The following is a 13,727-nucleotide window of genomic DNA, read 5'->3' as shown; positions in this document are numbered from 1 at the left end:
GCGCAAAACGACTTCTCCCTAGGTGTAACGGCCACCAACGCCCCCGCCTTTAGCCCCGATCTGCCGAATGATGATGGACCGGCGAAAAAACGCAATGCACCATTAGGCGTGCGCTTCCGAAAACGCGCACGATCGCGATTTATTGCCCCTTGGCCGACAGGTAGCGGTCGAACCACGACAGCGCCCGGGCGACCACGTCACGCCGGTTTTCCTCGCGCGCGAAGCCATGCCCTTCACCCGGGTAGACCACCAGCGAGGTGGGCACGCCCTGCGCGCGCAGCGCGTGCCAGAACTCGAACGACTGCGGTGCCGGCGTTTCGGCGTCGCGTTCGCCCACGACGATCAGCGTGGGCGTCTTCACCTGCTTGATGAAGTTGATCGCGGAACTCTTTGCATAGACGCCGGGGTCGTCGTACACCGAGGCGCCGAAGTAAGGCGTCATCCACTGGTCGATCAGGTTCTGCCCGTAGTAGCTCTGCCAGTTGGAGATACCGGCGCCGGCCACCGCCGCACGGAAGCGGTTGGTCTGGGTCACGCCGAACATCGTCATGAAGCCGCCATAGCTCCAGCCGGTGAGGCCCAGGCGCTTGTCGTCCACCGGGTGATCCTTCTCGATCGCATCGACCCCGGCAAGGATGTCGCGCAGGTCGCCGTAGCCGAAATCCTTGCGGTTGGCCTGGACAAAGGCCTCGCCCTGGCCGTAGCTGCCGCGCGGGTTGGGCATGAAGACGAAATAGCCCAGGGCCGACAGCGGCGCGCCGCCGTAGCCTACGCCGGGCCAGCGCGGCATGACCGATGCGGCCGGGCCACCGTGCACCGCGACGATCATGCCGTAGCGCTTGGCCGGATCGTAATGCGCCGGATACAGCAGCCAGCCCTGCACGTCGTGGCCCTCGAAGGTCCAGGAGATCGACTCGGCCTTGCCCCAGGACGGCTTCAGCCCGGCGTTGAACGTGGTCACCGCCACCGGCGCCTGGCCGCCGGCCAAGTCGGCCACGTGCACTTCGTAGGGTTGCTCGAACGAGCTGGCAATGAAGGCCGCATGCGTGGCCGCCGCATCCAGCGACACGGACATCGACAGACGGCCATCGCCGATCGACATCGGCAGATCGAACAGGCGGGTGGCCGATGCCGCGCCGGTGGCTGGCAGGGCATAGCGCGACAGCCGGGCCGACCCGGCGGCCACCTCGTCGACCAGCAGCTGGTCGTTCGCCGTCCAGGCAAACCAGGCCGGCGTGGTATGGATATCCGGGGTGACATCCACGGGCGCCGCGCCCCCGGCGGACGGTACGGTCCAGATGTCGCCGCCGGTCGAGCCCTGGTCGCTCATGAGGCCGCCGATGAAGGCGAGGCGCGAGCCGTCCGGCGAGAAACGCGGCACGGCGATCTGCAAGCCCTTGAGCGCACCGGTGAGTTTCGTGGTGTCCACCACCACGTCGGTCTTGGCGCCTGCGCGGCTGGGCTGGACATACAGCTTCGCCACCCACCAATTGTTGTCGCCCGGCGGCTCCGCCGCGACATACGCCAGGCGGTCGCCCGCGGCGGAAAACGCGAACTCGTAGACGTGCAGGCCCGCGGGCGTCAGCACGTGGACGTCGCCTCCCGTGGCGTCCACGCTGGCCACCTGCTGGATCTCGATGCCCTCGACGCCGACCTCACCCAACTGCGGCTTGGCCGCGGCCGTGGCGCTGGCCTGGCGCGTGGCGTTGGGCACGTAGAGGAAGCCGAGCTGCCTGCCATCGGGACGCCAGGTCAGGCTGTCGACGTAACCGGTAAGGTGGGTCAGCCGCTGCGGTGCAGCCTTGCGCGAGGTATCGACGACGTAGATGTCGTTCTGCTTGCCCTCCCCCACGCCCGGGCCCTTGCCGGCGCAGTCGGAAAGGAAGGCCAGGTGGCGCGAGTCGGCGGCCCAGGTCACGCCGACCTCGCTGCACCCCTTCGACGCGGTGATCCGGTGCGCATGGTGTCCCTGGGCGTCGGCGATCTCCACCACCGGCTTGCCGTCGGTCTTGACCGCCCAGGCCAGCTGCTTGCCGTCGGGCGACAGCGCGACGGACTCGATGGTGCGGACCTTGCCCAGCGCGTCCAGGATGCCGGCGATCCGCGCATCGGTGGGCGACGCCGCCTTCTTGCCCGGCGCGGAGGCGGTATCGGCGGCGGCGGAACCGGCATGGACGATGGCAAGTGCCAGGGCGGCGGCGATCCACTTCGTGCGCATGCGATTACCCGGTCTGTGAGTTAAACGTGAAAACTATCACGACACCCATCCACCGGGGTAGGCATGCGCCTACGTGACGTGCTCAACCGCGCAGCAGATGGGCGTACTCGGGATGACGCTTGAACCAGGTGTCGGCGTAAGAACATGCGGGAACGATCTTCCAGTGCCTGCCCTCGGCAAAGCGCACCGCGAACAGCGTCAACGCCGCCGCGATGCCGCGCCCGCCCACCGGCGAGGGAACGCCCGTATGGGTGATGGTCATGGCGTCGCCTTCCAGGCGGTATTCCACCTCGCAGGTGTGCCCGTCGACCACGGCGGTGAACACCTGGTTGGCGGCATCGTGGGTAATGGCCAGTGGCTGGGCGGTGTCGCTCATTGCATACTCCGGACGGAACAAGGTGCCGACACTTTCGCACTCCGTGGATGGGCGCGGCGTTAAGGTCGCGTCCCACTGGTCAGGCCACAGGATCGACACGCGCGTGCTCATCATTCATGAACACGGCCGCAAGGCGGCCATCCACTGGACAACCGGCATGGACGTGCCCCGGGCGCCGCTGTGGATCGACCTGCTCGACCCCAGCGACGACGAACGCCGATGCGCCGGGGCGATATCCGGCCTGCGCGTGCCCGACCGCGGCGATGTGGACAACCTGGCCCTGTCCAGCCGCATCCGTACCGACGACGACGCCATGTACCTGTCCATCCCCTACTTCGCCGACGTGGATCACGCCGCGCACGACGGTGGGGGACATCGGCCGTCGCCGCTCGGCATCGTGGTAACCGGTCGCCTGCTGATGACCCTGCGTTTCCACGATTCCCCCGCCTTCGACCTGGCCAGCCGCAGTTGCGACGAGCAGCGCTGGGAATCCAGCGGCGACGTGCTGGCCACGTTGATCGAAGCCATCGTGAACCTGGCGGCCAAGCGGATGGAAGACGTCTCGGCCGACCTGAAGAAACTCTCCGACCGCGTCTTTACCACCGAGCGGCTGGGCACCCCGGCCCTGCGCGACTGCATGCTGGAGGTGGGACGGCTGGAGGGCGAGCAGGCGCGCAATCGTTCCTCGATGCTGGGCGTGCAACGCATCGTGTCGTTCGTGCGGGCCAAGCAGCCGGAATGGATATCCGACCAGGTGGAAGTGCGGCTGCGCGTGGTCGACCACGACCTGCGCACGCTGGACGAGTTCGACGACCAGTTGACCAACAAGCTGCAGTTCCTGCTGGACGCCAGCCTGGGTTTCATCAGCACCGACCAGAACCACGTGATGAAGGTACTGACCGTGACCTCGGTAGCGACCATTCCGCCGGTGATCCTGGCCGGCGTGTGGGGCATGAATTTCAAGCACATGCCGGAACTGGACTGGACGTTCGGCTATCCCATGGCCATCGGGATCATCCTGCTCAGCATGCTGCTGCCGGTGCTGTTCTTCAAATGGCGCGGGTGGCTCGAGGGCGATTGAACCCGACACACCCCGCCCTTAACCCACGCCGCCCTGCATGTGAAGACGTCAAGGCGGACCCTCGTCACACTTTCACGCATCGGGCCTGTTTTTACCCTAAAGTTTCCGGCTTGGGTGCCGTTATCCCTCCCTGAGGATAAGCCCGGTATCAGCCGGTCGAACGACACGGGGCGCCGCCAGGCCGCCCGACTCGGGGGAGGATGTGCTCGGTGCCAGTCAGTAACCACCATCGCGGACACCATGTCGCGCCGCGGGATACCCCATGAGGACACCCTGGCACGCCCTCGCGGGCGGCTTTCCCGAGACGCGCCTGCTGGCTTCGGTGGCGGAGTTCACCCACCATCGCGACATCGACGCACTGGACCACAGCCTGGTGCTTTCCCTGGCCGAACTGGTGCCGGTCAACAGCGTGACGCTGTGCAAGCGCGGCGAAAGCCTGCAACAGCCGATCGAATCGATGGTGGTGTGCTCGCGGAAGACCGAAGGCGGTTTCGTCGTCGACGCCCTGGAGCCCCCGCGCGAGGGCGACCCGGTCGACAGCATCGTGTGCGCCATGGAAACGCTGGAAGTCGTCAGCGACGTGACCGACACCGGCGACTGCCGCCTGGTGATTCCCATCCAGCGTGAATCCTCGGCCATCGGTGCGCTGATGCTGGAGGCGAACGATTCACTCGACGCCGTGCGCGTCATGATCGAAGGCTTCGCCCGTATCTACGGCAACTACATCGCCCTGCTCAACGAGAGCGAGCGCGACAAGCTCACCGGGCTATACAACCGTCGCAGCTTCGAACAGCGCCTGCGCCGCCTGCTCAAGCTCAGCCGCCAGCGGGCCCGTGCCGCGGTGGGTGGCGAGGACGAGCGTCGCGGCCGCGACGACGACAGCAAGATCTACCTTGCGATCCTGGACATCGACCACTTCAAGCGGATCAACGACACCTACGGCCATGTCTACGGTGACGAAGTCATCCTGATGCTGGCCCAGCTGATGCGCGCCAGCTTCCGCCAGAGCGACGTGCTGTTCCGCTTCGGTGGCGAGGAATTCGTGATGCTGATCGCTGCGGAAAACGAAAACGTGGCGCACTACGCGCTGGATCGTTTCCGCCAGTTCATCGCCGACCACGCGTTCCCGCAGGTCGGCCATGTCACCGTCAGCATCGGCTACGCGCGCATCACCGAGAACGACTACCCCGAGATCGTGCTCGACCGGGCCGACAAGGCGCTCTACTTCGCCAAGGAAAACGGCCGCAACGGCGTGCACGGCTACGAAAGCCTGGCCGAACGAGGCCAGCTGGCCCCGCCGGTGGCGCTGGGCAGTATCGACCTGTTCTGACTAGGGCACCACACCGCAGGCGATACGCGCACCGCCGCCGCCCAGCGCTTCGGGCTGGTCGGCGTAGTTGTCGCCCCCGGCATGGATCATCAGGGCATGGCCCTTGAGCGTGGCAAGCGAGGTCAGGTGCGGCGCGGTGACCGGCGTGGTGTCGGTGCCATCGGCGCCCACGTCGATGCGCGGCAGGTCGCCCTCATGGCCCATGGCCTCCGGGCCCGCGTGCTTGCCGGTCTTCGCCGGATCGTAATGGCCGCCGGCGGCCAGCGCGGCGCCCTTCTTGCCATCCTTCTCGCCCGGATCGCAGCTCGGCTTCTCGTGCAGGTGGAACCCGTGCTGACCCGGCGGCAGGCCCTTCAGGTTCGGCGTGAATACCAGGCCCTTTGCGCTTTCGGTCACGGTCACCGTGCCGACCGACGCACCGGCACCCTGCGCCGTGACGGCGGCCAGCGGCACCACGAGGCTCTTGTCCGCGGCATGCGCGGCGGCACACGCGACCAGGCCGGCAACAACGATAGCGATCTTCTTCATGGCGCACTCCTTGGGTTCGGGACCTTCCAAGGGATAGTGCATGCGGCGTGGACGGAGCGTCCACGCCGGCACCCGGGTCGCTCAGCCGCCGAACATCCGTGCGCGGTCCGCGTCGTCGAGCGCGCGCCACTCGCCCACCGGCAGGTCGTCGAGCGACAAGCCACCGAGCGTGGTCCGTTCCAGGGCCGCGACATGGTTGCCGACCGCCGCGAACATGCGGCGCACCTGGTGATAACGGCCTTCCGTGAGCGTCAGGCGGGCCCGCCGCGGGCCGAGCACGTCCAGCGTCGCCGGCAGCAAGGGGTCGGTCTCACCCTCCAGCATCAGGGTACCGGCCGCGAAGATCGCGGCTTCGTCGCCGCGCAGGTCCTCGGCCAGCGTGGCCTCGTAGACCTTCGCCAGCGAGGCCTTGGGCGAGATGATCCGGTGCAGCAACGGGCCGTCGTCGGTGAACAGCAGCAGCCCCGAGGTGTCGCGATCCAGCCGCCCCACCGTCGACAACACCGGGTTGCGCAGCGCGAAGCGCGGCGGCAGCAGGTCGTAGACCAGGCGCCCGACGTCCTTGCGCGAGCAGGTATAGCCGGTGGGCTTGTTGAGCATCAGCAGCAGGCCCTGCGGCGGATCCAGGGGCTGGCCCTCGAAACGGATCTGGCCGTGTTCCACCTTGTCGTCGGCGTACAGCACCTCGCCGTCGGCGTCGGTGACCGCGCCTTCCCGGAACAGGGCGGCGACCTGCTTGCGACTGCCATAACCAAGATTCGCCAACAGGCGGACGAGTTTCATCGACGGGGCTCCTGTGCTTCGATGACTTTGAAGCCGTCGCTGTCGACGACCCTGTGGACGCGGGCAAACGCCGCGTCGAGTGCCGCCTCGTAAGCGAGGTGGCGATTGGCGACCATCCAGAACCGGCCGGTGGGCGCGAGGCCCCGCACCGCGGCCGCGATGAACGCGCGGCCGAGTTCCGGCTGGTCCGCGCGTCCCTGGTGGAACGGCGGGTTGGACACGATCACGTCGTAACCGGGGGCGATGCCGTGGGTCACGTCGGCCCACTGCACGGACGTGGCGACGTCACGCCCCGCATGGCCCGCGGCCGCGGCAAGGTTGGCGCTGGCCGGCGCAAGGGCCCGGCCTTCGGCTTCGTAGAGATCCGCGGCGACGATGCCCGGGCAGCGCTCGATGGCGGCGCACGCGAGGTAGCCGAAGCCAGCACCCAGATCGGCCAGCCGCCCGCGCAGGTCCACCGGCAAGGCCGCGGCCAGCAGCGACGAGGCGGTGTCGACGCGGTCCCACGCGAACAGCCCGCGCCGGCTGAGGAAACGCCCGCCCTCGATGGCCGTGGGTGCGTCCAGCGCCAGCCACGCTTCGTGCAGCACCGGGTCGGGCGTGCTGCCGGGCCGGGTCCAGAACACCCGGCACTTGTGCTTCGACAGCTGGCCATCGAGGCCGGCCAGGGCCGTCAGGTCGCCTTCGGCCGTCTTCGCGCCTTCGCTGTTGGGCACGGCGGCCACTACGATGCCGTCGCTGCCGGCGCACGCCAGCGCCTGGGCGAACAACGCGCGGGTTTCCTCGCGTTGCCGGGTGGGCAGCACCATGACGACGCGGAAACGCCCCGCGGGCGGTTCGGCCACGACCTCGAAGCCGGAGCGCGCCAGCGCGTCGGCGGCCGGCTTGAACGACTGCTGCATGACCCACCCGGGACGGCGGTGCTCACGCAGGGCGAAGCCGTCGCGGGCGCGCAGCATCAACAGGCGCCCGTCGTCCGGCCAGCGCAACGCGCCCGTGGCGAACGGGACGAAAAGTGCCTCCAGGGCGGCTTCGGATGCGGTTCCGGCGGACAACGCCATGGACCTCGGCAGGGTGGACGACCGCCGATTCTAGCGCGAGCGGCCGCGCTCAGCTGCTGCAGGAGAGCATCGAGCAACCCAGCCGGTCGCGGGCCCAGTCAGGACGACGGGCCGCAAGGTGCTCGCGCCCCGGCTGCTCGTCGTAGGGACGACGCAGCGTGTCGAGCAACGCGTGCACGCCGCTGTCGTCGCCTTGCTCCGCACGATCGATCGCCTCCTGGGCGAGGTAATTGCGCAGCACGTAGCACGGGTTGCTCGCGTGCATCAGCGCCATGCGCTCGGCCGGTGACGCGCCGTCGTCGCGCAGGCGGGCGGCATAGCGACGCAACCAAAGCAGCAGGGCCGGCTCGACGGCGGCGCGGCGGGCGTCGTCGTAGAACGCCTCCGCCACCGTGTCGACGGACGGTGCTTCGAGGTCCAGCGCCGCCAGCGCGCGGTAGAAGATCGTCATGTCCATCTCGCCAGCGGCCAGCAGGCCACGCAGGTCCGCGACCAGGCTGTCGTCATCCTCCCGCGCCTGCGCCAGGCCGAGCTTGGCGCGCGAGAAGGCCGCGTCGGTGGCCTCGAACACCTCCACATAGCGCGCCAGCCCGGCCTGCAAGGCGTCGGTGTCCGCGAACAGCGGCGCCAACGCCTGGGCCAGGCGTTGCAGGTTCCAGTACGCCACCTGCGGCTGCTGGCCGAACCGGTAGCGCCGATGCGCGCGGTCGGTGGTGTTGGGCGTCCAGTCCGGATCGAAATTGTCCACCCAGCCGTACGGGCCGTAGTCGATGGTCAGGCCGAGGATGGACAGGTTGTCGGTGTTCATGACGCCATGGACGAAGCCCACGCGCATCCAGTGCGCGACCAGCCGTGCGGTGCGCTCGCACACCTCGGCGAAGAACGCGCCATGGCGATCGGCCTCCGGCAACGCGGCGATCGCCGGGAAATGCGTGCGCACGGTGAAGTCCACCAGCTGCCGCAACAGGCCCGTGTCGTTGCGCGACGACGGCAGCTCGTACGAGCCGAAGCGCAGGAACGACGGTGCCACCCGGCAGACGATGGCGCCCGGCTCCAGGGCCGGGTGGCCGTCGTACATGACATCGCGCAGCACCTGGTCACCGGTGGCCAGCAGGCACAGGGCCCGCGTCGTCGGCACGCCCAGGTGGTGCATGGCCTCGCTGCACAGGAACTCGCGGATGGAGGAACGCAGCACGGCCCGCCCGTCGGCGCCACGCGAATACGGCGTGCGGCCGGCCCCCTTGAGCTGCAGCTCCTGCCGGCCGTGATGCGCCGTCAGCACTTCGCCCAGCCCGATCGCCCGCCCATCGCCCAGTTGGCCCGCCCAATGGCCGAACTGGTGACCGCCGTAGGCCATGGCGTAGCCACGCATGCCCGGCCAGGTCGCGTTGCCGGCGAACACCTGGGCAAAGTCCGGCGTGGCCGGATCGATGCCGAGCATGGCGGCCACGTCGTCGGCCACGGCGACCACGCGGGGCGCGGCCACCGGGGTGGGGTCCACCCAGGAATACGCCGCGCCTTCCACCTGGCGCGGCGCGTTGTGGGTGTCCGGGTCGGCCGGCAGGTCGCGGACGAAGGCGTTGTCGAAACGGAGGGCTGTCATCGGCGAGGGGGGCTGGCGCGTTGGATGGTCACTTCAATATCCGGTCGGCAGGGCGCGTTACAAGGCGTAGGGTCCGCACGAGGGCCCGATGCCGCACGAGCCGACCGACTCGTGCACACTAGCGCCCCGCCCTCCCCGTCCTGGATTCCATGCGTCCGACCCGCGCCCTGGCCAGCCTGCTCGCCGCCTCCCTGGCCTCCGCCGCCTGGGCCGGGCCGTTGGCTGTGCCGCGCAGCGACAAGACGCTGGTGGAAATCGTCAACGCGACGATGGGCACGCTGCCGAACGCCGTGGATGCGTTGTCGCGCAAGCTGCCCGGCGGCCTGCACGCGACGGCGGACGCGCCGCCCCAGATCGTCCGCAGCCAGCCGTTCGTCACACGCGACGGTTACCGGGTCAGCGCGTTCGAGGCGCGCGGTTTCAACGAGGGCGGCGACGTGGCGATGGCCCGCTTCACGTCCATCCAGCTCGAACAGCGGCCGTGCTTCCCGCGCGCGGACCTGGCGGAGGCCTTCCACGCCACCGCCTCGGAAACCACCCTGCCGACGGCGCCGTCCATGCTGCCCAATCGTTACACGGTGCTGCAGATGCCCTGGGGGCGGCTGTCGTTCGGCAGTTCGCAGGAAAGCGGCGGCTGCGTCATCGCCATCGTCGGCGATGCCACCGGGGGCGTATCCGGTGCGCGCATGCCGCTGCCCTTGCCCCAGCCGACCAGCGTGCCCGGCATGCCGGACCTGCGCCGGACCTGGCCGATGCCCGCGGACGCCTATTCCAGCGAAAGCACCGCGGCGGGTGCCGGAAACGACTGCGCCATGTGCTCGATGCCGTCCTCGGGCACGGCCGGCGAGAACAGGTAACCCTGCAGTTCGTCGCATCCGGCTTCGCAAAGGAACGCGCGCTGCTGCTCGGTCTCGACGCCCTCGGCCACCACGCACAGGCCCAGGGCCGCACCCAGGTTGGACACGGCACGTACGATCGCCGCGGAGTCGCCCGCCGTCGGCGCCATCTGCACGAACGAACGGTCGATCTTGACCTTGTCCACATCGAGGTCTTTCAGCAGGGTGAGGCTGGAATAGCCGGTTCCGAAGTCGTCCAGCGACACGCGCACGCCCACGCCACGCAGCTGCCGGAGCAGGCTGACCGCGAGGCCGTCGGCGTGGACGATCGCGCTCTCGGTGATTTCCAGCTCCAGGCGCTGCGCCGGCAACCCTGATTCGCGCAGCACGCGCAGCACCATCGCGGCGAAGTTGTCGTCGCGCAATTGCACCGCACTGACGTTCACGGCCACGAACAGGTCGGGCAGACGGGCCACGCGCGCACAGGCCGTGCGCAGCATCCACTCGCCCAGGCGATCGATCAACCCAGTTTCCTCCGCCACGGGGATGAACTGCACCGGCGGTATCTCCCCCAGTCGCGGATGCTGCCACCGCGCCAGCGCTTCCAGGCCGATCAGCTTGCCGTCGCTGGCACGAACCATCGGCTGGTAATGGCAACTCAGGCCTTCGCCGCTGACCAGGGCATCGTCCAGCAGGCGTTCCACATCGCGGCGGTGTTCCAGCGCGGCGTCCAGTTCGTCGTTGTAGAGCACGTAGCGGTTGCGCTTCTTCTTCGCCTCGTAAAGCGCGCTGTCCGCCTTGCGCGCCAGCTCGCCGGCCGCCACCGCCTCCCGGTCGATGGTGATCACGCCCACCGACGTGCCGATGAATGCGGTGGTGGAAAGCACGCCGAACGGCTTGCCGGCCAGGGCGAGGAAGGTAGCGGCCAGGGCCGCGGCGTCGAAGCCGTCGCGTTCCTCCACCAGCACCGCGAATTCGTCCCCGCCGATCCGCGCCACCGTATCGCTCGGGTCCACCGCGTCACGCAGGCGGACCGCGAACTGCATCAGCAATTCGTCGCCGGCCAGATGGCCCCAGGTGTCGTTGACCTTCTTGAAGCCGTCCAGGTCCAGGTAAAACAGGGCCGAACGCTCCCCGCCCGCGGCCGCCTTGGCGATGGCGGCGTCGATGCGGCCGAACAGCGCCGTGCGGTTGGACAACCCGGTCAGCGCGTCGTGGCAGGCCAGCCAGCGGACATAGGCTTCCGATTCGCGCAACTCGGTGATGTCGGTGATCGAGGCCAGCACATGCGGCTGGCCGTCCAGTTCGATGCAGGTCTTGCGGGTGATCAGCGTGCGCACGCGGCCCTGCGGATCGGTCATCGATTCCTCGGATTCCACCACCTCATGGCTGCGCAACACGGCTTCGTCCCCGGCGGCCATGCGCGCGGCCTGCTCCGGCGGGAACAGTTCGTCGTCGGTACGCCCGAGGACATCGTCCGGGCCGAGGCCGAAATACGCATAACCCATGCGATTGACCAGCACCCAGCGGTGCCGTGCGTCGCGCACGAACATCGCCGTGGGCATCAGTTCCAGCACGGTCGACCAGCCCTGCAGATCGTATTCCACCCGTTCCCCCTTCCCAGAACACGTCAGACGACGTTGGAACGCCCCGTGTGACGCGCGTGTGTGCGAAAAGCTACGGGTAGGCCGCGCCGGTGGACGGTGCGACCGACGGGTTGCGGGTCAGGGGCCGCAGCGATTCGAATTTGCGCTGGTATTCGTCGGTAACCTGCTTGGCCTCGTCGCCGTTGGTGATCACCCGCGGCGTGATCAGCACGATCAGCTCCGTGCGGGCGCGGCTGCGGTTGGTCGTTCCGAACAAACGGCCGAAAACGGGTATCCGGTTGAGCCCGGGAATACCGGTGTCGGTGGTGGTGTCGTTCTGCTTGATCAGGCCGCCCAGCAACACCGTCTGCCCGCTCTGCACGGCCACCTGGGTGGCCACCTCGCGCTGCTGGATCGGGAAGTTGCCCGTGGCGGTATCCTTCTGGCCCGCCGCGCTCACCACCTGGTTCACGTTGAGGTACACCAGGCCACCGGGATTCACGCGCGGACGCACGTTGAGGATCACGCCGGTGTCCTTGTACTCCAGCTGGCCGATGGTGTTGTCCGAATTGGCGTTGGTGTTGATGTAGGTCTGCGTGATGGGAATCTGGTCGCCGACCTGGATGTGCGCCTTCTGGTTGTTCAGCACCACGAGCGATGGCGCCGACAGCACCTTGGTATTGCCGTTCTGCTCCATCGCGTGCAGGGCGACCGAGATATGGTTGTTGACGAACGAATAGAAGAAGCTGTCGTTCGCCGAGTTGTACGTGGCGCCACCATTGCCCAGCGCGTACTGGTGCTTGTTGCCCGGCTGCGTCGGCTGGCCGTTGGTGGTGCCGGTCAATCCTTCGAGGTACCACTGTACGCCGAACTGGAATTCGCCGGTGAGGCTGACCTCGAGGATGCGTGTCTCGATCTGCACCTGCAGCGGCACCGCGTCCAGGCGCTTGATCGCCTGCTCGATCTCGGCCCATTGCGCGGGACGGCAGCGCACCATGATCTGGTTGTTGCTGTCCACCGAGGTGATCCGCACACCGTCGTCCGTGGTGGTGGCGGAATGGCTCTTGCCCGTGCCGCCACCGTCGCCCGACGACGCGTCACCCGCGCCAGCACCGCCCAGGCCGCCGCTTGCAGTCGAACCGGTCGATCCCGTCGACCCGGTGCTGCCCGCCGTGCCCGACGCCAGCCCGCCCGTGGTCGAACCGCCGCCGGTGCTGCCAAAGGCACCCGTGGTGCTGCCGAGACCCGAACCGCCGCGATTGCCCAGGTCGCTGTCGCCACCGCCCAGCGTACCCGAGGTCAGGCCGGGGCCCACCTTGCCGCCGCGGTCGGTGGCGCCGCCTTTCGATCCGCTGCCGTAGATGTCGGAAAGATAATCGGCCATGTCCGAGGCCTGCACGTTACGCACGTCGTAGACGTACAGCTGCGGCTCGTTGCCGCCGCCATGATCGATGCGGTCGATCCAGCTGCGTACCTCGTCGAGGTACGCCGGCTGCGGGCTGATCACCACCAGCGAGTTGGTCCGCTCGATCGGGATGAAACGCAGCACGCCGGCCATCGGCGTGTTGCCCTTCTCGCCGAAGATCGCATCCAGCTGCGGCTGCAAGTCCTTCACCTGCGCACGCTGCAGGCTGAACACGCCCACCGACATGCCACGCAGCCAGTCCACGTCGAACGTGGCCACGGTGCGCTGGTAGTTATCCAGCTCGGAAGGCGTGCCGGCCATGACGATGACGTTGCGCGTGGAATCGGCCAGCAGCGTGGCGTCCGGCCGCGCGAACGGCTTGATCAGCTTCTGCATCTCGGTGGCCGAGATGTAGTGCAACGGGAACAGCCGCGCCTGCAGGCCGCCGGCCGGCGCATTGGCGCCCAGGCTGGGCACCAGGTTGCCCGCCACGGCATCCTTCGACGGCACCACCACGTAACGGCCGTTGCTGTGCACCAGCGAGTTATCCGTCCACGACAACAGCGTCTCCAGGATCGGCAGCGCCTGCTCCGCCGTCACCGGCTGCGAGGTGGAAAAGGAAATGTTGCCCTGCACACCCGGGGTGATCGAGTAGTTCTCGTGCAGCAGGTCGCCCAAAATGGCCTTGACCACCGCCTCGACCGGCTGGTTCTCGAAATTGAAGGTCACCGTACCCGTGCCCGCGGCAACCGGCTTTGGCCTGGCGAGACCCACGGGGCGGACGAACTGGCCGGTACCGGTGGTGATCTGCGGCTGGGTGGTGGTCGGCGTGGAGGGATTGGTCGACGGCGCGATGCGCGGCCGCGGGGCAGGCAGTTCCGTACCGGCCATGGCTTCGCGCTGCAACGATCCATCGTCAC

At 68.3% G+C, this 13,727-nt stretch carries 11 protein-coding genes; 3 read left to right on the top strand and 8 right to left on the bottom strand.

Features of this window, described 5'->3' with window-relative positions; translation table 11 throughout:
• Positions 1–139: 139 nt before the first annotated feature.
• On the bottom strand, positions 140–2,218 hold the full coding sequence (locus QRN34_RS14140) for a S9 family peptidase (protein WP_285405350.1): 2,079 nt from the start codon (positions 2,216–2,218) through the stop codon (positions 140–142).
• A gap of 82 nt (positions 2,219–2,300) precedes the next feature.
• Positions 2,301–2,594 (bottom strand): GNAT family N-acetyltransferase, encoded by a 294-nt coding sequence (locus QRN34_RS14135; protein ID WP_036142000.1) that lies wholly within the window; start codon positions 2,592–2,594, stop codon positions 2,301–2,303.
• A 103-nt stretch (positions 2,595–2,697) separates the two neighbouring features.
• Between QRN34_RS14135 and QRN34_RS14130 the strand changes: the two genes are divergently transcribed.
• Both QRN34_RS14130 and QRN34_RS14125 read left to right on the top strand, forming a co-directional pair.
• The gene (locus QRN34_RS14130) at positions 2,698–3,675 is read left to right on the top strand and encodes a CorA family divalent cation transporter (RefSeq protein ID WP_285405347.1); all 978 of its coding nucleotides are present in this window, start codon (positions 2,698–2,700) and stop codon (positions 3,673–3,675) included.
• Between the two features lie 262 nt (positions 3,676–3,937).
• Positions 3,938–5,005 (top strand): GGDEF domain-containing protein, encoded by a 1,068-nt coding sequence (locus QRN34_RS14125; protein ID WP_285405345.1) that lies wholly within the window; start codon positions 3,938–3,940, stop codon positions 5,003–5,005.
• On the opposite strand, the gene sodC is transcribed toward QRN34_RS14125, so the two are convergent.
• From sodC to QRN34_RS14105, 4 genes are all read right to left on the bottom strand, one after another.
• Complete coding sequence (gene sodC, locus QRN34_RS14120; RefSeq protein ID WP_285405343.1) at positions 5,006–5,533, bottom strand: superoxide dismutase [Cu-Zn] SodC; 528 nt, start codon at positions 5,531–5,533, stop codon at positions 5,006–5,008.
• Between the two features lie 81 nt (positions 5,534–5,614).
• Positions 5,615–6,316, bottom strand: a complete 702-nt coding sequence (locus QRN34_RS14115; RefSeq protein WP_285405341.1) for a pseudouridine synthase — start codon at positions 6,314–6,316, stop codon at positions 5,615–5,617.
• The gene (locus QRN34_RS14110) at positions 6,313–7,377 is read right to left on the bottom strand and encodes a methyltransferase (RefSeq protein ID WP_285405339.1); all 1,065 of its coding nucleotides are present in this window, start codon (positions 7,375–7,377) and stop codon (positions 6,313–6,315) included. Before QRN34_RS14110 ends, QRN34_RS14115 begins: the two co-directional genes overlap by 4 nt.
• Before the next feature lie 49 nt (positions 7,378–7,426).
• Positions 7,427–8,980, bottom strand: a complete 1,554-nt coding sequence (locus QRN34_RS14105; RefSeq protein ID WP_285405337.1) for a protein adenylyltransferase SelO — start codon at positions 8,978–8,980, stop codon at positions 7,427–7,429.
• Between the two features lie 149 nt (positions 8,981–9,129).
• Between QRN34_RS14105 and QRN34_RS14100 the strand changes: the two genes are divergently transcribed.
• The gene (locus tag QRN34_RS14100; protein WP_285405335.1) at positions 9,130–9,837 is read left to right on the top strand and encodes a hypothetical protein; all 708 of its coding nucleotides are present in this window, start codon (positions 9,130–9,132) and stop codon (positions 9,835–9,837) included.
• Here QRN34_RS14100 and QRN34_RS14095 read toward each other — a convergent pair.
• Both QRN34_RS14095 and gspD read right to left on the bottom strand, forming a co-directional pair.
• Positions 9,747–11,423 (bottom strand): GGDEF domain-containing phosphodiesterase, encoded by a 1,677-nt coding sequence (locus QRN34_RS14095; protein WP_285405334.1) that lies wholly within the window; start codon positions 11,421–11,423, stop codon positions 9,747–9,749. The genes QRN34_RS14100 and QRN34_RS14095 overlap by 91 nt on opposite strands.
• 70 nt (positions 11,424–11,493) lie before the next feature.
• Positions 11,494–13,727 (bottom strand): type II secretion system secretin GspD (gene gspD / locus QRN34_RS14090; protein WP_285405332.1); only part of this gene is annotated, 2,234 nt, incomplete at its 5' end.

Origin of the sequence: Luteibacter sp. ME-Dv--P-043b (assembly GCF_030209605.1) — a bacterium.
GTDB lineage: Bacteria > Pseudomonadota > Gammaproteobacteria > Xanthomonadales > Rhodanobacteraceae > Luteibacter.
The sequence above is the reverse complement of the archived record's forward strand: the minus strand, read 5'-3'. Positions and strand labels throughout refer to the sequence as shown.